Source organism: Chryseobacterium sp. MMS23-Vi53, from assembly GCF_047651245.1.
Classification (GTDB): domain Bacteria; phylum Bacteroidota; class Bacteroidia; order Flavobacteriales; family Weeksellaceae; genus Chryseobacterium.
The window spans coordinates 1,644,222-1,664,206 of the sequence record NZ_CP180265.1; the positions used below are offsets into that span (position 1 = coordinate 1,644,222).

The window sequence follows — 19,985 nt, forward strand, 5'->3', positions numbered from 1 at the left end:
GGATTTTTCTTAAGCCTCAGTATTTTCTTCTGTAGATTCAGCAGCAGGAGCTTCTCCTTCTGTAGCAACTTCTTCAGCAGGTGCGTTTGCAGCTTCTTCAGCAGCCTTAGCATCAGCTTCAGCTTGTGCAGCAGCAGCGATTCTAGCTTCGTTTACTTTAGCTTCAGCTTCTAAAGCAGCTTTCTTAGCATCAACTTTAGATTGAGCCAAACCTTCTACTTTACCTTGTACTTTTGCTTCTTTAGCTTCTAACCAAGCATTGAATCTCTTTTCAGCTTCAGCCTCATCAAAAGCTCCTTTAGCAACACCACCTTGTAAGTGTTTTTTGTAAAGTGCACCTTTGTAAGAAAGAATTGCTCTTGCAGTATCAGTTGGCTGAGCACCGTTGTTTAACCACTTTACAGCAGAATCAACGTTCAAATCGATAGTTGCAGGGTTAGTAATTGGGTTGTAAGTTCCGATTTTTTCGATGAATTTACCATCTCTTCTAGCTCTAGAATCTGCAACCACGATGTGGAAAAAAGGTCTCCCTTTAGATCCGTGTCTTTGTAATCTGATTTTTACTGACATAATGTTTGAATTTTATGGGAACTCGTCCCAGTTAAATATTTAAGAGTGCAAAGATAAACAAAAAATCTAATTTAACAATTAATATCTGTAACAATTTATCAATCTAGTAATATAATAATATTGATCTTACTTTTTTAGAATTGATACATTGATAAACTGTTATACTGTTACATTAGAAACACCCATGTAAAATAAACCAAGACATTTCTGGTTTTCTTCGATTGTTAAAGATTCTTTCAACTGTTCAACGATTTTCGGAGAACTCCAGTAGCATCCGATCTCATTGGCTGTACAAGTAAGATACATATTCTGTACTGCCATAGAAACCGCAGCGATTTCCTCCCATTCAGGAACCATTCTGCTGAAATTAACAACGATGGAAGCCACGGCATCAGCTTTATTGATTTTAAAACCGATGTCATTGTATTTTTTCTCTAAAAAAAGATGTTCTGGTTGAGAAGTCTTGTAAATCGACTGCATTTCTAAAGCCAATTTTGCCTTTTCCTCCCCTCTGAATATTTTAAAACGCCAGGGTTTTGTACGTTTATGATTGGGAGCAAATGTCGCTGAATTCAAAATTTCATCCAAAATTTCCTGAGAAATTCCTGTTTCTGCATAATCTTTTGGAAAGATACTTCTTCTTTGCTCTATGATTCCTTTTAAAACTTCTGCTTTATTCATGAGCGCAAAATTACGAAAAAGTTGATAGCTGACTGCTGATGCTTGATAGTTTTTCACTCTTAACATCAATAGATTTCTCCTTCGTCAAAATGACTTTGAGAAGAAAAATTCATAACTTATCATTGATAAGTTTTATATCACCTCTACAATTTCCTGATGTATTTTATTCAATGTAAAATCATCTCCTGATTTCATTCCCATCATTTTTTTAGCCATCGGGCTTTCGGGAGAAATGGCGTAGAAACGGTCACCCTCAAAAAAAAACTCCCCAAGCGAAACCGAGATGTAAAAACGTGCTTTATTAGTAATGACCAAAGAACCTAACTGAATCCTCTCTGTTGAGTTGTTTAAAACCTTAGCCATATTTCTTTTAAGATCATTTAATGCTCCCAATTGACGCTGCATTTGATATATTTCTTCCTGCATCTCTTCACGCATACTGTCATATTTCGGAGTTTTTTTGATATCGCGACTTGCTTCCTGAGTAAATTCGATAAAGTTTTTCAGTTTTTCGATCTTTTCGGCAATCACGTTTTTTACATAATTTCTTATGTCGTTTTTCTCAAATATTGTCTTCTCCATAAATCAAATCTTTATATAAAGATAATATTTTTTTAAATGATAATAAAAAAGCCCTGTAAAATTTACAAGGCTTTCATTTTATTTTTCAGAAATCTTTTTCAGTTCATCTAATCCCTGACCAAACATTTTATCCATTTGGCTGTCCATCATGGGTTTCATTATTTTCATCATGGTATTAAGCTCGTTATCCATTGACCAGGTTACTTTTGTCCCATTTCCTTCAGGAGTTAAAATGAAATTTCCTTTCGCCACTCCGTCCCATGGTTTAATGAAATGAAGATCGCTCGACAATTTTTCGTTCGGAACAACGGCTGTCACAGTCTGTTCCCCCTCACCTACCTGATCGTTTCCTTTCCAATGGTAAGCATCACCAACAGTTCCAGGCGTTCCTGAATAGGTAATTTGAATATTTGGATCCGCTTTTGCAAAAGGATTCCAGTCGTTGAAAGCCCTTGTAGAGCCTACATGCTGCCAGACTTTATCTTTCGGTGCATTAATGACAATTGATTTTTCGAAATGGTAATCTTTACTGAAAGCCAGCATCGCAATAATTGCGTAAGCCACAATCAACAAGATGATTACACCAATAATTTTTAAGATTGTTTTCATAGTTTAAATATATTTTGGGTTAAATTTTTCAACATCATTAGCATTAAATCCGTTTCAAAATTAGTCATTCCCACTACATTTTAACTTTGCATATGACAAGATATTAAAGATAAAGCATTTTTGTCACAACTTCCCAATCAGGCATCATTTTTGAGCATTTCTGCTGTCGATTCACTAGAATCATTAAATTTACATTAATTAAAAATTAGAATATGAATATTTTAACTGAAAAATTTATTACACCATATCATTCCGCACCATTTGATCAAATTAAAAATGAAGATTATCTTCCTGCTTTTAAGGAATTAATTCAAAAATCAGAAGAAGAAATCGACGCTATAGTCAACAATCCCGAAGAACCGACTTTCGAAAACGTTATTGAAGCATTAGCTTATTCAGGAGAACAACTGGATGCGGTTTCCAATATATTTTTCAATTTAAACTCAGCAGAAACGAGTGATGAAATTCAGGAAATCGCTCAGGAAGTTTCTCCGATTTTAACGGAATATTCTTCAAAAATTTCTCAAAACGAAGCGCTTTTCAATAAAATTAAAAAAGTTTACGATGAAAAAGAGAAATACAATCTGAATGAAGAGCAGCAAATGCTTTTGAATGAAACTTACAAAGGTTTTGTAAGAAGCGGTGCTTTATTAAATGAAGAAGACAAGGAAAAATTAAAGAAAATCAGCATGGATTTATCTTTAAAGTCGCTTCAATTCGGACAAAATGTATTGGCTTCAACCAATAATTATTTCAAACACATCACAAACAAAGAAGATTTGGCAGGAATTCCGGAAGCCATTTTGGAACAATATGCCGAAGAAGCGAAAGAAAGAAATCTGGAAGGCTGGGTTATAACTTTACAATACCCAAGCTACATTCCATTTATGACGTATGCTGAAAACCGTGAATTGAGAAAAGAAATTGCCCTAGCAAACGGTAAAAAATCTTTCGACGGAGGTGAATTTGATAATCAGAATTTAATTAAAGAGTTGCTGAATTTAAAACAGCAAAAAGCTGAATTATTAGGCTATAAAGATTATGCTGACTATGTTTTGGAGGAAAGAATGGCAAAATCTCCAACAAAAGTAATTGATTTTCTGAACGAACTTTTAACTAAAGCAAAACCTTATGCAGACAAAGAAATCGAAGAATTAAAATCTTTAGCAAAAGCTGACGGAATCGATGAAATGCAAGCTTATGATCATGCTTTTTATGCAGAAAAACTTCGTAAAGCAAAGTACGATCTTAATGATGAGGAATTAAAACCTTACTTTCCATTGGAACAAGTTCAGGAAGCTGTTTTCGGATTATCAAAACAACTTTTCGGATTGACTTTTGAAGAAAGGAATGAAATTCCGAAATATCACGAAGATGTAAAAGTTTACGAGGTTAAAGAAAATGGAGAATACAAATCTTTGCTTTATGTTGATTATTTCCCGAGAAAAGGCAAAAGAGCCGGAGCCTGGATGACGAGCTATAAAAATCAGTATAAAAAGGATGGCGAAAATTCCCGTCCGCATATTTCTATTGTTTGTAATTTTAGTAAACCGACGAAAGATACACCGAGTTTACTGACGTTCCAAGAGGTGACAACTTTGTTCCATGAATTTGGTCACGCCCTTCACGGAATGTTGGCAAATACTCAATATCCAACACTTTCAGGAACTTCTGTGAAATGGGATTTTGTGGAATTGCCTTCTCAGTTTTTGGAAAATTTCTGCTACGAACCTGAATTCTTAAAAACTTTCGCCAAACATTACAAAACAGGTGAAATTTTACCGGATGAAAAAATCGAGAAAATTGCTCAATCGAAAAACTTTATGGAAGGTTATCAGACTTTGAGACAAATTGGTTTTGGATTATTGGATATGAATTATCACACTAAGGTTGGAGAATTGGAGAGTAAGAGCGTAAAGGAGCTTGAGGATTATTACACGAAAGCGACTCAGCTTTATCCGACGAATCCTGAAACAGCGATGAGTCCGAGCTTTTCGCATATTTTCCAGGGTGGATATTCTGCAGGATATTATTCTTACAAATGGGCGGAAGTTTTGGATGCCGATGCGTTCCAATATTTTAAAGAAAACGGAATTTTCAATCCTGAAATTGCCGCGAAATATAAAGTTCTTCTTTCTTCCGGTGGTACAAAAGATCCGATGGAATTGTATAAGAATTTCAGAGGAAGCGAGCCTAAAGTGGAGAGTTTGTTGAAGAGAGCGTTTGGATAGGATTTTAATATTAAATTTAAGACTCCAAAAGGTTAAGGCTTTTTGGAGTTTTTTATTAATTTAATATAAAAACCATAATTATCGAAGTCTGGATTTTCAATTTTAAAGAAATTAAACTACCTTAGAATTGTTAGAAAAATAAAATATGATCATAACAAGAATACTTATATTATTTCTTAGCATTTTTGCTAATTTTTTTTACACTCAAAAAATAGGAATTATATCAGATATAAATCCGCAAATGGGTTATGTAGTTTTTAAAGGAGAATTTTTTAATGAAAAACCAATTTTAGAAAAAGATGTTGACTATAATTTCATTAAATTCATCGAAAATCACTTTCAATCAAAGAATATACAGACTGAACAATTCTACAGCAATCATTTCACTGATTACAAAATGTTTTATGAATCTAAGTCGGCAATCTTAGATTTAAAAAAAATATGTTCTGAAAATAATTTTAGCAAAATAATACTTGTTTTAAAAAACACACAGTATATTGATGTAAATGATCCAATGCTCATATATGAGAATTTGAATCACGAATTAGGTTTTGAAACTCATAAAAAAACTCCTACAAGGGCTTTACTTTATGGAAATTTTAAAATTTACGTTTATGATTTTTCAAGTAATAAGTTAAATTTAATAATTAATAAAGTATATATAGTTCATAGATTCAAGCAACCTCTTTTTGATAAAAATAGTTTTGATTTACAAAATGATGAACCACAAAAAAAATTTAGCAGTGAACTTGAACAAAGATTTATTGAAAAATTTGATAAGATAAAATAGTTCTTCGAATTAGAAAATTTGATGTTTTTTTTAAATACTTATTATAAAAAGAAATTGAATACTCGGAAGCGAAAATGGGTCTATTTCAAATCGATATATTAGATTGGGAAAAATTGAATTAATTTATTAACTATAGAATCTAATCATTAATAATACATAATGGACAATATTAAACAAAGATTAGAAAACACAAAAAAACTCCAAGCCAAAAAAATCGAAAACGAAGATTATTGGGATGACATCAACGATCTTCTCATCAAAGAACTGGATGATATTTTATTGATTGAACCTGAAAATACGGCAGCTTTAATCAATATCGGAGCCATTTATTCTGATATGGGAGAAAATGAGACAGCAATTTCTTATTTTAAAAAAGCTTTTAAATTAGGTTCGGAGGATAAAAATCTCTACATCAATATAGCTATTGTGATGGTCGATATGGGAATGCATGCCGAAGAATATCACGAATATCTTGAGATTGCAGAAGATAAAGAAGAAGATCCGTTGACTTTTAAAGCGCATTTTGATCCACAAGCTTATTAGTTTTGAGCATTTTAATCTTAATTTGTAAATTGTAAAAAAATTAAAAACCTAAAAATCATGCTACTCGCAATACTTCTTCCCTTTCTATCTTTTATGGTTCGTGGAAAAATTTTCACAGGAATCATATGTTTAATATTACAAATTACACTTATCGGCTAGCTTCCTGCTGCAATCTGGGCTGTTTTGTCTTTAAATAATGAAAGAGCAGACAAACGAAATGATAAACTGATTCGTGCGATGAAAGAAAATAAAAGATAATTTCAATTAAAAACTATAACCAAAATATGTTCAATTTTTTCAAGAAAAGAAAACCCGCTGACAAACCTACAAATACAAATCCTGTAAATATCAATTCCATTTCTATTCCTACTTTTGGATGGGACATTGTAGAGAAAAACGATGGAGAAATCGTTTGGGTAAACCCTGAACAAAGTGCGTTGATTTCACTATACTTTTTCAATATCCCTCCCGATTTGCCAACGATTAAAGATGTTGATGCTCTTAGAAGTTTTCATCGCTCAGTTGCAGATTCAGGAGGTGGAATCATCGAAGTTTCTACTTTCAATCTTAAAAGTTTTCCGAGTGTAAAAACAATATTTAAATTTCCTCAGCCTGAAAAAGGGATGAGCTACCTTGCATCGGTTACCATTCCTTTCGAAAATTGCAGTTTTGTGATTAAAACACAAGCCGTTGAAGTAGGAACCACGGGAATTCGTGATGCTTTTGTATTAGATAGATTTTTAGGAAGCGGTGAAGTTACCTTTGATGATGCCGGACTTAAAAATTGGTTTGAAGATCCTTACGATCCCACATTCAAAGAAGGAACTCCGATGAATAAATCTGAAAAAGAAGAATACGACGTAGAATTTCCGGAACATCCTCTTACAAAGGTTCGATATATGATTAATCAGGCAATTGAAGAAGTTGTGTTTCATGATGAATTAAAAGATCTTCCCCTTTTTAATAAATAAATTCCTCTTTTATCAACTCATTATAAAATATTTACGAAATAATACCATATCTTCATTTTATGTAATTTTTTTCGCTACCTTAGAGTAGAAAATACCTTAAAAACCAGGCGTTACATAAGATTATGGCAGAAGAACTTTATTTCATAAAAACCAATCCTGTTGCGGCAAAAATCAATTTGTACAACAAACTCTGCTGTGAAGAATCTAGTGTTCTTCAATATCTTGATGATGACAAAAAAACCAGTCTGGAACTCATTAAAAAAAAGCTTCAGGAGGATGTTAACAGCCTTTCGAAACAGGAATTGCTAAATCTTCTGGAATGGTTTAATGCCAAATATAATTCAGATTATGAAGAAGTAAAAACTCAGCTTTTTGTACATGGAATCGACCTTTTCTATGAAATTCAAACCTCAGCAAAAGTTGAGAGCTTTCAGCAAATTCTTTCAGATTACGAAAAATATTCACATCAAAATTTAGAATACATTTCTGATGCGGAAAAATTTAACCAATTTTTGATTTACGGAATATTTTATACCGGTTTTGCTAATCAGGAAAAAGGCGAAGAAAATGTTTTTGTTGATTATTTAAAACTGGATCATAAAAATCTATACGCAGTCGCAGAAGGTGAATTTCATTCTAAAAATAATGATCTTATTGTAAAGGAAAATATTTATAATAATTTCATCGATTTGTATGATTCAACCAAATTTTACAAAGGTTCAATTATTAAACTTCAGGATTTTTAATATGTAATTTCTATATTTGCAAAGCAATGAAGCAACTCAACAACATATTACGCGTACCATTTTTCAGCGAATATTACTACCCGATCTATCGTTCGGGAAAAATTTTTGTTGCTTAAATTCAGTAAAAATTTAATCTAAAACATACAGAGCCCGGACAATTTTGTTCGGGCTTTTTGTGCTAAAAACTCATCAAAATGATCAATCAATTAAAAGAAAATGTAGAAATCATTCTACCGGAAAACGGTTTGGAAGAAAAATTAAAACAAGCCAAAGAAGAAAACAGAAAATTAATCATCAAACTTGGTTTTGATCCCACTGCTCCCGATTTGCATTTGGGACACGCTGTTGTATTGAAAAAATTAAAACAATTTCAGAATTTTGGACATCAGATTATAATTGTTGTTGGAAGTTTTACCGCAAGAATTGGCGATCCGACTGGAAAAAATAAAGCAAGAAAACCTTTAACGGTTGAAGAAGTTCAGCATAATGCAGAAACTTACATCAATCAGCTTTCAAAAGTAATCGATGTTGAAAAAACGAAGATTATTTTTAACTCAGATTGGCTGGATGCTTTACATTTTTCAGAAGTCATTCAACTGATGTCGAAAGTAACGGTTGCTCAATTGATGCATCGAAATGATTTTAATAAAAGATTCATGGAAAATACGCCAATCGCAATGCACGAGCTTGTTTACCCAATTTTGCAAGGTTTCGATTCTGTAAAAATTGAATGTGATATCGAAATGGGCGGAACCGATCAGCTTTTCAATTGTACGATGGGACGACAACTGCAGGAAACTCACCAAATTTCACCACAAATTGTGATGTGTATGCCTTTATTAAAAGGGCTTGACGGAAAAGAAAAAATGAGTAAATCATTGAATAACATCATCGGATTAACAGATGAGCCCAATGAAATGTTCGGAAAAACCATGTCTATTCCCGATTCTTTGATTGAAGAATTTATTGATTTAACAACAGATTTTTCAAATGAAGAAAGGGAAAATTTAAAGCTAAAAATCAAAAACGGAGAAAATCCGATGAATATAAAAAAATTAATTGCTAAAAATATCATTTCTCAATACCATGATTTTGAATCTGCAGAAAGTGCAGAGGATTTTTTTGTGAATCAGTTTCAAAATAAAAATTTTGAGGAGAAAGTTTTTGAACCTATTTTAATTCATTCTTTAAATCACGTTAACAATAAAATGATTTTGGTAGAATTATGTCATCAATTAAAAAACAATGAAAGTAAATCATTCATCCGAAGATTGATCGAAAGTGGCGGAATTCAAATTAATAATGAAAAAATAACCGACCCAAATCAGGAAATTGAACTGATAAAAGAAACCAAAATAAAAATCGGAAAAAGAAGTTTTTTTGAACTTTTGTAAATGTTAACATGTGAAAAATATTTTTGATAAATTAGCTTTTAATAACTAACTATTAAAGTTTTAACCAAAACTCAAAATCACAAACCATGAAGATATTTTATGTTGCAGGAATTTTAGCATTCGGAATTTGTATTTCCCAAACACATCGTTTTTATTATGATCTTAAATTTAAAAAAGATTCTACTCAAATTGAACCTTCAAAATCATTGATGATACTTGATATTAATCCTGACGAAATCAAATTTTACGATAATGCATTTTTAGAAAAAGAAGCTGAAAACGAAAAAACAGGAAGTCAAAATACAAGTTGGACAAAACAAATCCCAGTTACCAGAAAGAAAAATTCTGATAAGAATATCAATTATTCAATGATAGAATTTCAACTTTATTCATACGTCACAGAAGACCCTATTGTTTGGAATCTTACAAACGAAACAAAAGAATACGATAAGTTTAGAGTTCAAAAAGCAACTTCAAATTTTGGCGGAAGACAATGGACTGCGTGGTTTACCAAGGAAATTCCTTTTTCAGAAGGACCTTATAAGTTTAAAGGTTTACCTGGGTTGATTGTTCAAATTCAGGATAGTAAAGAACAATATAATTTTGCATTGGTAAAAAATGAAAAACTAGAGAAAACCTATGATACAAAAAACATTTTAGAGATTAGATATGGAAACAAACCTATTCCAGTAACTGAAAAAATTTATATTACTAAAGCGAAAGAATATTTTAATGATCCTTTGCATAGGATTCGAGAAAGTTTAAGAAATGGAACAACAAAAAGTTATGATGACAGTGGTATAAGATATACTAATGCAGAGCAACTGGTTCCACTAATAAAAGATGAACAAAAATATATTCTAAAATACAACAATCCTATTGAAAAAAATAAAGCAATAAAATATCAATAAGTAAATTTATTAAAACACAAAATTATGAGCTACATCATGGTCGACATAGAATCGGACGGTCCAATTCCCGGAGACTTCTCAATGATCTGTTTCGGAGCTGTGCTGGTCGATGAAAATCTGGATAAAACTTTCTATGGAAAATTAAAACCTATTTCGGAAAAATTCAATCCTGATGCATTGGCTGTTTCTGGCTTTTCGAGAGAGGAAACGATGAGTTTTGATGATCCGAAAGAAGTAATGCTTCAGTTTGAAGAATGGATTAAAGAGAATTCAAAAGGAAGACCTATTTTCATTAGTGACAATAATGGTTTCGACTGGATGTTTATCTGTTGGTATTTTCATCATTTTATCGGTAAAAACCCTTTCGGATATTCGTCGAGAAGGCTCTCTGATCTCTATTGCGGACTGGAAAAGGATACTTTTGCACAATGGAAACATTTAAGAAAAACCGAACATACACATCATCCCGTTGATGATGCACGAGGAAACGCGGAAGTTTTGCTGCATATGAAAAAAGAAATGGGGTTGAAAATTGGATTGAAATAAAAATTATTCAAAAATGAGTTTTAACCTCCAATACCGCAAGGCCACAGAAAACGACATCGAATTTCTAATTGATCTAAGAGAAAAAACGATGAGCGAACATTACATCAGTTCAAATCTTCCGGCAACCAGAGAAGTTCACACACAACGAGTTCTGTATGAATATGACAATGCAAAGATTATTATTTTTAATGATGAATCTGTCGGGTTATTAAAAGTAAGCAGAAATAACGAAACGATTTATATTATTCAACTGCAAATTGATCCAAGTTTACAAGGAAAAGGAATTGGAAAATTTATTCTAAAAGACATGTTGGAAGAAGCTGAAAATACTGGAAAAACGGTAACTCTAAGCGTTTTAAAAACCAATAAAGCCCAACATTTGTATTCAAGTTTGGGTTTTGTAATCATCGATGAAAACGAGCATTCCTATTTTATGGAATTTTCGAAATAAAAAAGTATGCCTTTTCAGCATACTTTTCTTTTATCTATACGTGTAAGGCACTAAAACCTCAATAAAATTATCCGTTCGATGCGGTTCTCCGACCGCTCTGAATTTCCAGTCGCCGTTGTGTCGATACGCTTCCGCAAAAGTCATGGAGCACATCCCGTTCATACTTGCATCACCAGAAAGACTGAATTTTGTAATCTCTCTTCCTTTCGCATCCACCGCTCGAATGAAAGCATTTTCAATCATTCCGAAATGTTGCCTGTTGATTAGTCCCTGATAAATTGAAACCACAAAAACAATTTTCTGATATCGTTCATCAAGCTGATCCAGTTTAACAATGATCTGTTCATCGTCTCCATCACCGGCTCCGGTTCTGTTATCTCCCGTCAACCAAATTTTTCCACTTGGATGCTGCATCGAATTAAAATAAATAACATCACTCTGATACAACACCACTTCCCTTCCATAACTTCCGGGCAAAGTTTTTCCCATATCTGCCACTTTTCCGTTCTTGTCGAGAAGAAAAGCGATCGCATCCAAATCATACTCAGGTCCTTCGTTTCCGCCGAATAATCTACCGAAAAATCCACCCTGTCTGCGAACATCCCAACCTAAACCAATCGTAACCGAAGAAAGATCGTAAATACTTTCTCCCCGATCATTCTTTCTAAGATTGATCGTCTGACCTTTTTGCAAATTGATTGCCATATTTATTTGATGATTTGTCCTTTGTAGTATTTTTCGAGGAAGAAGCCAAGATCCGCTCTGTAACCCAATCCTGAAGCTTCGAATTTCCAGCTTCCTCCGCGTTTGTACAGTCTTCCGAATTCTACGCCTGTTTCGATAGAGAAATCTTCATCCAGTTCGTATTTTGCAATTTCCTGATGAGTTGCATTATCAATAATTCTGATGTACGAATTTCTTACCTGCCCGAAGTTTTGCTTTCTTCTTTCAAAGTCTTCGATGGTAACTACGAAAAGAATTTCCTGTACTCGCTGATCTACTTTTTCTAGATCTATGATGATGGCTTCATCATCATCTCCATCGCTGCTTTTTCCGTTGGGATCGTCGCCTGTATGTGCAAGAGCGCCGTCAGGAGAATTTAAATTATTATAAAAAACGAAATATTCTTCACTCACCAATTTTCTGTCTGTATCAATCATGATTGCTGAAGCATCAAGGTCAAAGTCATATCCTGTTCCTTCATTCGGATCCCAGCCGAGGCCGATCGTCATTTTTGTAAATCCAAGTTCTAATCTTTGTCCTTTCTGTAAATTAATTGCCATAATAACGTTATGTGTAGTTTTAATCGAAGTTATGGCTGTTTTAGGAATTTTCCAAATATATTCGATAGAATAAATCTTATAAACCCGTTAAAAAAATTGGCAGAATTATTGCTTATGTCAATCGAATACAAACACGTACAATGATAAAAAATACACAAAAGTCACTTTTCGTGGCAATCATGATTTCGACATTATTATTTTCATGTAAAGAAAATCCAAAAAAAGAAAATGCTAAAGCAGAAACATCGGTACCTGCAAACAACAACGAGAAAATAAGCCTTGATGTATTTTCACAATACCCAGAATCAATGGGTTGTAGTTGTCATATGTCTATTAATAAAGAAGATTTTAAAAAGAATCAATTCATTTTTATTGATAATAATGGTTCACTCCCTAAATTGGAAGAAAATTTTGCTTATGTAAGTCTCAATGGAAAAGTTACAAAGTTTATGATGACGACAGCTTCTTCTACATCCAAAAGTTTTACCAATGGAGAATTTGATTTAATTATCAATCAAAAAAGCATCACAAAAACCAGTGACGAGATTTGGCATATTGAATCCACATTAATACTTAAAGATAAAAAAGGAAAAACGCTTTTTCAAAAGGAAATTGTCGGAACTTGTGGTTGCTAAACATAAAAAAGTCCGGTCAAAATATGATCGGACTTTACTTTATATTTAAAATTTTAACTTTAATTCAAAATAATTATTGTTGAGTTTCTTTATCTGTCATATTATTTCTTGCTTTCGCCAACATTGGAATTGAAATTAGTCCCATAATTAGCATAATAACAATCTGCATTGGTAAAGAAATGAAAGAGTACGTTAATCCTATTTCAGCACCTTGTTCGCCATTTTTCCCCATTGAAATAAATAAAGCCATAAAACCGTATTTCATTGCAAGGTTGAAAGCCCCGATTCCACCACTTGCAGGAACCATCATTCCTAAAGTTCCGACCACTATAATTAGAAATCCGTCTGCAAATGTAAAACTGGATGTTTCTGGTAATGCAAAACATACCAAATAGGCTGCAAAATAATACGAAACCCAAATTCCGATTGTATAGATAATGAACTTTCCTTTTTGTTTTAATTTAAATATTGAAGTTAAACCCTGGAAAATCCCATCAATAAAGTTGATAATTTTATCTAAAACAGGAACTTTCGACAATTTCTTTTTAAACATAAAAAACAAAACTGTTCCTGCAACCAAAATTCCCAAAATTATTAAAATTTTAGTCGGATTAAAATTGATTCCTGAATTTTTATAGAATGAATAAATAGCTTCTCCTTTAAAAATTAAAGTCAATCCCAAAAAGGCGATCATACAAACCAAATCGACTACTCTTTCCAAAATAATCGTTCCGAAAGATTGATCAACAGGAACTTTCTCCACCCCATACAAAGCCGTTGCTCTCGCTACTTCTCCACTTCTGGGAATTGTAAGGTTCATTAAATATCCAAACGAAATCGACCAAAGTGAATTGGAGTTTGAAATATTGTGTCCCATCGGTTCCAGCATCAGATTCCAGCGAATTGCTCTGAACCAATATGCAGAAATTCCAAAACAAGCTGCAAACAGCACCCACCAGTAATTTGCCTTTGATAATGATTTTTGGATCACCTTAAAGTCTAAACCTTTCAGCGCAAACCATAAAAAAAAGCCTGCAAAAGCAAGCGAAATTACTATTGTAAGAATTGATTTTAAAGGATTTTTAGATTTTTTCTCCATCGAATTACGTCAAAAGATTGGTCTTTTCATCCGGAAAAACGATCTTCGGCTGGAAAGTCTGTGCTTCCTCCGGCGTCATCTGAGCATATGCAATGATGATAATGATATCATCTTTCTGCACTTTTCTTGCTGCAGGACCGTTCAGGCAAACTTCTCCTGATTTTCTTTTTCCTTTGATGACGTACGTATCGAAACGCTCACCGTTATTCACATTTACGATATAAACTCTCTCTCCTACTACCAATCCGGCAGCTTCAATAAGATCTTCATCGATCGTAATACTCCCAATATAATTAAGGTCAGAAGCCGTAACTCTCACCCTGTGAATCTTAGACTTAAAAACTTCTATTAACATGGTGCAAATTTATTAATAATAATTTACAAAACGGGTTTTTAAAATGATTTTAAAAGTGGCAGATACACAGGGTTTTCATTTTATTAAAAATAATTTTTATTGATTTTACTTACAAAATCTACAACTATATCGATAAAACTATTAAGAGTTGATACAAAATTCAGGATTTAATAAATGTAAGGGATAATTTTTAATTTTTGCTAAAGTCAATACACATAAGCATTTGGCATGATTTTAGTGGCGTACAACGTAGATTTTTCGTGAAAACCCAAATTATCATATTTTAACTGTTTTTACCGAAAATCAAAAATATTTTACTATTTTTAATAAAAAAATTGCACAATTAGAAAATAGTATTATATTTGCTATAATTACGAACTAACTTTAATATTAAAAATTATGAACAAGTCTGAATTAATCGACGCAATCGCAAAAGATGCAGGTATCACTAAAGTTGCAGCAAAAGCTGCTTTAGAATCTTTCATTGGAAACGTAACTTCTACTCTAAAGAAAAAAGATGGAAAAGTTTCTTTAGTAGGATTCGGAACTTTCTCAGTAGCTGAGAGAGCTGCTAGACAAGGTATTAACCCTGCAACTAAAAAACCAATTAAAATTGCTGCTAAGAAAGTTGCTAAGTTCAAAGCTGGTGCAGATCTTTCTAACGCAGTTTCTGGTGCTAAGAAAAAATAATCATTCAGATTAGAAAAAAATCAAGGCTGTTTCGGTTGAAACGGCCTTTTTTTGTATATACAGTATAATAGGAAAATATTCGCCAAGTTTGTCATCCCGTAGGGATCTAAGCTCGAATTTCCCCATCCTTTTTCTAATACTATGTCTAGATCCCTACGGGATGACAAACAGAATGGTATAAATTGAGAAAAATGTCACATATTCATTTGTGATATTAGTGAAAATATTTGTGTCAATTCGTATTTAAAACTACGGAGCTAATCGCGAAATCTTCCAATCCAAATCTTCTAAAGTATAAATAATTCTGTCGTGAAGTCTGTTTGGTCTTCCTTGCCAAAATTCTATTTCATAAGGTTTTGCGAGATATCCACCCCAATTTTCAGGTCTTGGAACTTCAGAATTTTCGTATTTTTTTTCTAAATCTTTCAGTTTCTCTTCAAGATACTCTCTATTTGGAATTTCCTGACTTTGTGGAGAAACAGCCGCTCCCAACTGACTTCCTTTCGGTCTTGAATGAAAATATCCGTCGCTTAAATTTTCAGCAATTCTTTCCAGATCAGCTTTAATAATAATTTGTCTTTCCAGATTGGGCCAGAAAAAATGAAGACATGCTTTATGATTTTTCTCTATTGCTTTTCCTTTTTTGCTGTCGTAATTCGTGTAAAAAATAAATCCTTCATACGTGTAAGATTTCAGCAACACCATTCTCGTGCGCGGACAACCATCTTCTTCCACCGTAGAAATCGCCATGGCATTGGATTCTGAGATGTTTGGGTTCTCGCTGGCTTCCAAAAACCAGTCGCGAAACTGCTCAATCGGATTTTGTTTTATCTCACTTTCAATAAGTTGGGATTTCTCGTACACTTTTCTCTTATCGTGCAGGTTTTCCATAAATATTTTTTATTAAATTTGAGTATGAATTACTCATACAAAGGTAAAATATTAATCTCCACCCCTGACATTTCCGGCGATATTTTTTCCAGATCTGTTGTCTTGGTTATTGAACATAACGAGCAGGGTGCATTTGGCTTAATATTAAACAAAAAAAACAGCCAGATGAGTAGTAAGTTCAAAAATTTCTTTGATTTCAAAATTGAGGTATATGACGGCGGTCCTGTAGAGAACGATAAAGTATTTTTTATTGTAAAAGGTAAAAAAGTAACCGAAATTTACACCGATATTACAGATGAATTTTATTTAACGGAAGACATCGAAAATATTATCAGTTCGGTTTTAAGTGGCGAACTGGATATTAATGATGTTAAAATTTTCTCAGGATATTCAGGTTGGTCGGCAATGCAGCTTGATAAAGAAATTCAGCGAAAATTGTGGACCGTTGTGGATGTTTATAATCTAGATTATACTCTTCCAAACGATCAAACACTTTGGAAATCGATCATGCAAAATCTTGGCGGAGAATATCTGCTTTGGGCAAATTCTCCTGAAGATATTTCTTTAAACTGATAAAAACTATTCATTGTAAAGTGAATAAAAATTTAACAAACTTTAAGAATCTCTTAACCAATTTTTAATAAAGAATTCACGTTATTTGCTAAACCAAAACATCACTGATATGAAAGGAACACAATTACTTGCTATATCAATTTTTTCGGCGGCATTTTTATCTTTTACTCCGGTAAATAAAAAATTAATCATCATCGATGCAGGACATGGCGGAAATGATATGGGAGCCAACCGAAATCAGGTTTACGAAAAGGATATTGTTTTAAATATCGGAAAAGAAATTCAAAAATTTAACGAAACTCAGGATAAATTTGAGGTTGTTTTGACAAGAGATAATGATAATTACATTCAATTATCCGACAGAACTCTTTTGATTAATAAATTGAATCCTGAAATGGTGATTTCCCTTCACATCAACAGCAGTCCTCATGAGGAATCTGTACAACAGGGACAGGAAATTTACACTCAAAATACGGAGGCTTCTAAAAGATTGGCTGAGAAAATTTCTAAAAAATTTAATCCTAGTCAAGTTTTAGGTGAGAAAAATCTTCATATCTTAAGAGAATCTAAAGCTCCGACAGTGCTTGTAGAACTTGGTTTTATCAATAATACAAAGGACAGAGAGTTTATCACGAGCGAACAAGGTCAAAAAGAAACTGCACAAAAATTCGTTGAAGTTTTCAATGAATATTAAATAAAAATTACAATTTCTGATTTATTCAGAAAAAAACCCGGTAAAGGACTTTTGGAACTTTTGTTGTTTACCGGGTTTGTCAATTTTAGAAACTTCCTTTCCAGCTTTCTACCAATTCTAAAAAGCGGGTGTTTCCGAAAGTTTTATTCCTAATCTTTCCTACAGAAAATATGCCTTTCTCATCAGAAATCAATAAAATTTCTTCGGCTTTCTGAGATTCAAATGCGATAATTTCGTGTTCCTGAATATCCGCAAGATTATTTTTATGTAAAAAAGTAACAAAATTCTCCATTAAAGGCGAAATATAGGCTCCTTCTGTCTGTTTCGGAACTTTAATGACATCTCCATCCAAAAATAAAAGATTTCCGGTTGTAGCGCGTGCAATTCTCTTATTGGGATTTAGCAGAATAACATCATCAAGATCGTTTTCCTGAGCGTAAATTCCTCCATAGATATTTTCCGGGCTTGGAACCCGAATATTGCTTAGAAGATTATTATTAACGTTAATCTCCTTTATTACATCCAATTCCAATAATCTATCGTGAACAGACAAAACATCATTCATTTCCTCAACTTCATAGAAATAAGAAATCGAAGATTTTGAAAGTGTTATTCCATCAGAATTTCTAAAAACCTGAAAATTGATAATCCCGTTTTTAATACCTTTTTCATCAATAATATCTTTCTGAAAAAGTGACTGAAAAAACTCAAGCGTGTATGTCAACGGAATATTCATCCTCATTTTTCTCATGGAAGCCATTAGGAAGAAATAACATTCTTCATCCATGATGAGTTTAGAATCTCTCAGGAAGAAAGACACCTTCACGGCGTCGCCCAAAAGAAACGCTCTGTTTTTTACATTTAATTCGTCTGATGTAAAATATTGATTTTCCAATTTTAAATCTGATTTATTTATAAAAAAATAATGAACGATAAATCGTTCATCAGTTTTACCATTTTTAATACAGCTTAAACATTAAGCTGCACCTAGTTTTATTCTAAGATTTTCGATAAGGTTTTCCCAATACATCGCGTTCTCATTCTCGTCACCTTCTTCACAGAAATCTGTAATATTTAATGCTAAATCTTCCGTAATATCGTCTATTGTGATCGTCATCTCAAAGAAATTTTTGGTTCCTTCATCTTCTTCCCATCTGAAACGCACGAAACCTTCAGGCTTATACCTAATTAAAGTCGCTTTCTCAGCAGGACCTCCACCCCAACTGAAAAAGAAGTCATCACCTTTCTCTGTTACCTCATCCGCAAACCATTCAGACAATCCCTCTGCAGTTGCCAGATATTCGTATAAAATCTCTGAAAGACAATGCATTGGAAATTCGTAATGGACTTTATGTTTCGCCATATAATCTTTGTTTTTATCGTCCCGCAATATATAAATTAATTTTTTTACTACACAAAATTCTGTTTACTTTTTTACATAATCTTCATGATATTTATCAGAGAATTTCAAATAAGTGTTTAATATTATTTTGAACATAATAATTGAGATTTTTGTCAGCAAAAAACTCTTCAGAATTGAAGAGTTTTTATATTAATTTTCGTTTAAAACATCCAAAATTATCTGACAACCTTCTCTGATTTCATCGAGAGAAATTGTTAGGGGTGGAGAAATTCTAAGGTATTCGTTTCGGTACAGCTGCCAGAAAACGATCAGTCCTTTTTCCATGCATCTTTTTGCAACATCTAAAGTATATTCCGGTGAGCCTAAATTTACGGCCAACATCAATCCTTTTCCGTTGATATTTTTAATTTTTGGGTGAACCAAAAGTTCTCTGTACAATTTTTCCTTTTCTGCCACTTCATCCATCAAACCGCTTTCTAAAACTTCTTTTAAAGTCGCGTGACTTGAAGCTGCAATCAGAGGATTTCCACCGAAAGTTGTGATATGACCTAACTTCGGAGAATGCGCCAATGTTTCCATTATTTCTCTCGAACTCATGAAGGCTCCCACAGGAACACCGCCTCCCATTCCTTTTCCCATCACCAAAATATCAGGAACGATTCCAAAATGCTCAAAAGAGAATAATTTTCCGGTTCTTCCAAATCCCGGTTGAATTTCATCCAAAATTAAAAGCGCTCCGACTTCCTCACATCTCTTTTTTAATTTAATTAAATAATCATCGTTTGGAACTAAAAATCCAGCCGCTCCCTGAATGGTTTCAAGAATAACACAAGCTGTTTTTTCTGTGATTTTGTCGAAATCTTTTTCATTATTGAATTCAATAAAAGAAACCATCGGCAACAACGGACGGAATTCTCTTTTATGGGTTTCGTTTCCTGAAACGCTCAGAGCTCCATGTGTATTTCCGTGGTAAGAATTTTTAAAAGAAATAATTTCTTCTCTTCCGGTGTATCTTTTGGCTAATTTTAAACTTCCGTCAATGGCTTCTGCTCCACTGTTTACCAAATAGGTAATTTCTAAAGGATCTGGAGTTGCTTCGGCTAATAATTTACACAAAGCCACTGGTTTTTCCTGCGCATATTCGCCATAAACCATAACGTGAAGATATTTTTCCGCCTGTTCTTTAATCGCATCAACGACCTTTGGATGAGAGTGCCCTAATGTATTGGCAGAAACTCCGGCAACGAAATCCAAATACCTCCTTCCGTCTTTTCCATAAATGTAGCTTCCTTCTGCTTTTTCAACTTCAAAACCTGCTGCAAATTTTGTGGTTTGAGCCTGATATATAAAAAAATCTTTTTGCATTTCCATTTTCTC

The 19,985-nt window shown here is 33.1% G+C and carries 25 protein-coding genes; 13 read left to right on the plus strand and 12 right to left on the minus strand.

What is annotated here, in order from left to right:
• Window positions 1-9: 9 nt before the first annotated feature.
• From ACKX2A_RS07290 to ACKX2A_RS07305, 4 genes are all read right to left on the minus strand, one after another.
• Entirely contained in the window at window positions 10-570 is a 561-nt protein-coding gene (locus ACKX2A_RS07290) for a 30S ribosomal protein S16 (protein ID WP_415328719.1), read from the minus strand.
• A 159-nt stretch (window positions 571-729) separates the two neighbouring features.
• Window positions 730-1,251, minus strand: coding sequence for a nitroreductase (locus ACKX2A_RS07295; protein WP_415328720.1), 522 nt, complete (start codon window positions 1,249-1,251; stop codon window positions 730-732).
• Window positions 1,252-1,383: 132 nt separating this feature from the next.
• Window positions 1,384-1,833, minus strand: a complete 450-nt coding sequence (locus tag ACKX2A_RS07300; RefSeq protein ID WP_415328721.1) for a hypothetical protein — start codon at window positions 1,831-1,833, stop codon at window positions 1,384-1,386.
• Window positions 1,834-1,911: 78 nt separating this feature from the next.
• The gene (locus tag ACKX2A_RS07305; RefSeq protein ID WP_415328722.1) at window positions 1,912-2,442 is read right to left on the minus strand and encodes an SRPBCC family protein; all 531 of its coding nucleotides are present in this window, start codon (window positions 2,440-2,442) and stop codon (window positions 1,912-1,914) included.
• Between the two features lie 212 nt (window positions 2,443-2,654).
• On the opposite strand from ACKX2A_RS07305, the gene ACKX2A_RS07310 reads away from it, so the two are divergent.
• The 9 genes from ACKX2A_RS07310 to ACKX2A_RS07350 all read left to right on the plus strand — a co-directional run bounded on the left by ACKX2A_RS07310 (window position 2,655) and on the right by ACKX2A_RS07350 (window position 11,025).
• Window positions 2,655-4,673 (plus strand): M3 family metallopeptidase, encoded by a 2,019-nt coding sequence (locus ACKX2A_RS07310; RefSeq protein ID WP_415328723.1) that lies wholly within the window; start codon window positions 2,655-2,657, stop codon window positions 4,671-4,673.
• A gap of 145 nt (window positions 4,674-4,818) precedes the next feature.
• Entirely contained in the window at window positions 4,819-5,463 is a 645-nt protein-coding gene (locus tag ACKX2A_RS07315; RefSeq protein WP_415328724.1) for a hypothetical protein, read from the plus strand.
• A gap of 159 nt (window positions 5,464-5,622) precedes the next feature.
• Complete coding sequence (locus ACKX2A_RS07320; protein WP_415328725.1) at window positions 5,623-6,006, plus strand: tetratricopeptide repeat protein; 384 nt, start codon at window positions 5,623-5,625, stop codon at window positions 6,004-6,006.
• A gap of 284 nt (window positions 6,007-6,290) precedes the next feature.
• Window positions 6,291-6,977 (plus strand): hypothetical protein, encoded by a 687-nt coding sequence (locus ACKX2A_RS07325; RefSeq protein ID WP_415328726.1) that lies wholly within the window; start codon window positions 6,291-6,293, stop codon window positions 6,975-6,977.
• 122 nt (window positions 6,978-7,099) lie between these two features.
• Window positions 7,100-7,723: a hypothetical protein gene (locus ACKX2A_RS07330; protein WP_415328727.1), complete on the plus strand. Its 624-nt coding sequence runs from the start codon at window positions 7,100-7,102 to the stop codon at window positions 7,721-7,723.
• A 194-nt stretch (window positions 7,724-7,917) separates the two neighbouring features.
• The gene (gene tyrS / locus ACKX2A_RS07335; RefSeq protein ID WP_415328728.1) at window positions 7,918-9,117 is read left to right on the plus strand and encodes a tyrosine--tRNA ligase; all 1,200 of its coding nucleotides are present in this window, start codon (window positions 7,918-7,920) and stop codon (window positions 9,115-9,117) included.
• Window positions 9,118-9,203: 86 nt separating this feature from the next.
• A complete protein-coding gene (locus ACKX2A_RS07340; RefSeq protein WP_415328729.1) occupies window positions 9,204-10,028 on the plus strand; it encodes a GLPGLI family protein in 825 nt (274 codons plus the stop codon).
• 24 nt (window positions 10,029-10,052) lie between these two features.
• Window positions 10,053-10,574, plus strand: a complete 522-nt coding sequence (locus tag ACKX2A_RS07345; RefSeq protein WP_415328730.1) for a 3'-5' exoribonuclease domain-containing protein — start codon at window positions 10,053-10,055, stop codon at window positions 10,572-10,574.
• 13 nt (window positions 10,575-10,587) lie between these two features.
• Window positions 10,588-11,025, plus strand: coding sequence for a GNAT family N-acetyltransferase (locus ACKX2A_RS07350; RefSeq protein ID WP_415328731.1), 438 nt, complete (start codon window positions 10,588-10,590; stop codon window positions 11,023-11,025).
• Window positions 11,026-11,055: 30 nt separating this feature from the next.
• On the opposite strand, the gene ACKX2A_RS07355 is transcribed toward ACKX2A_RS07350, so the two are convergent.
• The gene (locus ACKX2A_RS07355) at window positions 11,056-11,730 is read right to left on the minus strand and encodes a TerD family protein (protein ID WP_415328732.1); all 675 of its coding nucleotides are present in this window, start codon (window positions 11,728-11,730) and stop codon (window positions 11,056-11,058) included.
• 2 nt (window positions 11,731-11,732) lie between these two features.
• Entirely contained in the window at window positions 11,733-12,308 is a 576-nt protein-coding gene (locus tag ACKX2A_RS07360; RefSeq protein ID WP_415328733.1) for a TerD family protein, read from the minus strand.
• A gap of 140 nt (window positions 12,309-12,448) precedes the next feature.
• On the opposite strand from ACKX2A_RS07360, the gene ACKX2A_RS07365 reads away from it, so the two are divergent.
• Entirely contained in the window at window positions 12,449-12,943 is a 495-nt protein-coding gene (locus ACKX2A_RS07365) for a hypothetical protein (RefSeq protein ID WP_415328734.1), read from the plus strand.
• A gap of 73 nt (window positions 12,944-13,016) precedes the next feature.
• On the opposite strand, the gene ACKX2A_RS07370 is transcribed toward ACKX2A_RS07365, so the two are convergent.
• Together ACKX2A_RS07370 and panD are read right to left on the minus strand one after the other, a co-directional pair.
• Complete coding sequence (locus ACKX2A_RS07370; RefSeq protein ID WP_415328735.1) at window positions 13,017-14,042, minus strand: lysylphosphatidylglycerol synthase transmembrane domain-containing protein; 1,026 nt, start codon at window positions 14,040-14,042, stop codon at window positions 13,017-13,019.
• A gap of 4 nt (window positions 14,043-14,046) precedes the next feature.
• Complete coding sequence (gene panD, locus ACKX2A_RS07375) at window positions 14,047-14,397, minus strand: aspartate 1-decarboxylase (RefSeq protein ID WP_309428059.1); 351 nt, start codon at window positions 14,395-14,397, stop codon at window positions 14,047-14,049.
• Window positions 14,398-14,796: 399 nt separating this feature from the next.
• Between panD and ACKX2A_RS07380 the strand changes: the two genes are divergently transcribed.
• Window positions 14,797-15,087, plus strand: coding sequence for an HU family DNA-binding protein (locus ACKX2A_RS07380; RefSeq protein WP_027379880.1), 291 nt, complete (start codon window positions 14,797-14,799; stop codon window positions 15,085-15,087).
• Window positions 15,088-15,336: 249 nt separating this feature from the next.
• On the opposite strand, the gene pdxH is transcribed toward ACKX2A_RS07380, so the two are convergent.
• On the minus strand, window positions 15,337-15,978 hold the full coding sequence (pdxH, locus tag ACKX2A_RS07385) for a pyridoxamine 5'-phosphate oxidase (RefSeq protein WP_415328736.1): 642 nt from the start codon (window positions 15,976-15,978) through the stop codon (window positions 15,337-15,339).
• Window positions 15,979-16,002: 24 nt separating this feature from the next.
• On the opposite strand from pdxH, the gene ACKX2A_RS07390 reads away from it, so the two are divergent.
• Complete coding sequence (locus ACKX2A_RS07390) at window positions 16,003-16,551, plus strand: YqgE/AlgH family protein (RefSeq protein WP_415328737.1); 549 nt, start codon at window positions 16,003-16,005, stop codon at window positions 16,549-16,551.
• 109 nt (window positions 16,552-16,660) lie between these two features.
• Window positions 16,661-17,245 carry an N-acetylmuramoyl-L-alanine amidase family protein gene (locus ACKX2A_RS07395; protein WP_415328738.1) on the plus strand — a complete coding sequence of 195 codons (585 nt, stop codon included), beginning with the start codon at window positions 16,661-16,663 and terminating at the stop codon, window positions 17,243-17,245.
• Window positions 17,246-17,330: 85 nt separating this feature from the next.
• Here ACKX2A_RS07395 and ACKX2A_RS07400 read toward each other — a convergent pair whose 3' ends face one another.
• The 3 genes from ACKX2A_RS07400 to ACKX2A_RS07410 all read right to left on the minus strand — a co-directional run bounded on the left by ACKX2A_RS07400 (window position 17,331) and on the right by ACKX2A_RS07410 (window position 19,973).
• Entirely contained in the window at window positions 17,331-18,140 is an 810-nt protein-coding gene (locus tag ACKX2A_RS07400; RefSeq protein ID WP_415328739.1) for an aminotransferase class IV, read from the minus strand.
• Between the two features lie 81 nt (window positions 18,141-18,221).
• Window positions 18,222-18,608 (minus strand): START-like domain-containing protein, encoded by a 387-nt coding sequence (locus ACKX2A_RS07405; protein WP_345200590.1) that lies wholly within the window; start codon window positions 18,606-18,608, stop codon window positions 18,222-18,224.
• Between the two features lie 189 nt (window positions 18,609-18,797).
• Complete coding sequence (locus ACKX2A_RS07410; RefSeq protein ID WP_415328740.1) at window positions 18,798-19,973, minus strand: aspartate aminotransferase family protein; 1,176 nt, start codon at window positions 19,971-19,973, stop codon at window positions 18,798-18,800.
• Window positions 19,974-19,985 lie beyond the last annotated feature (12 nt).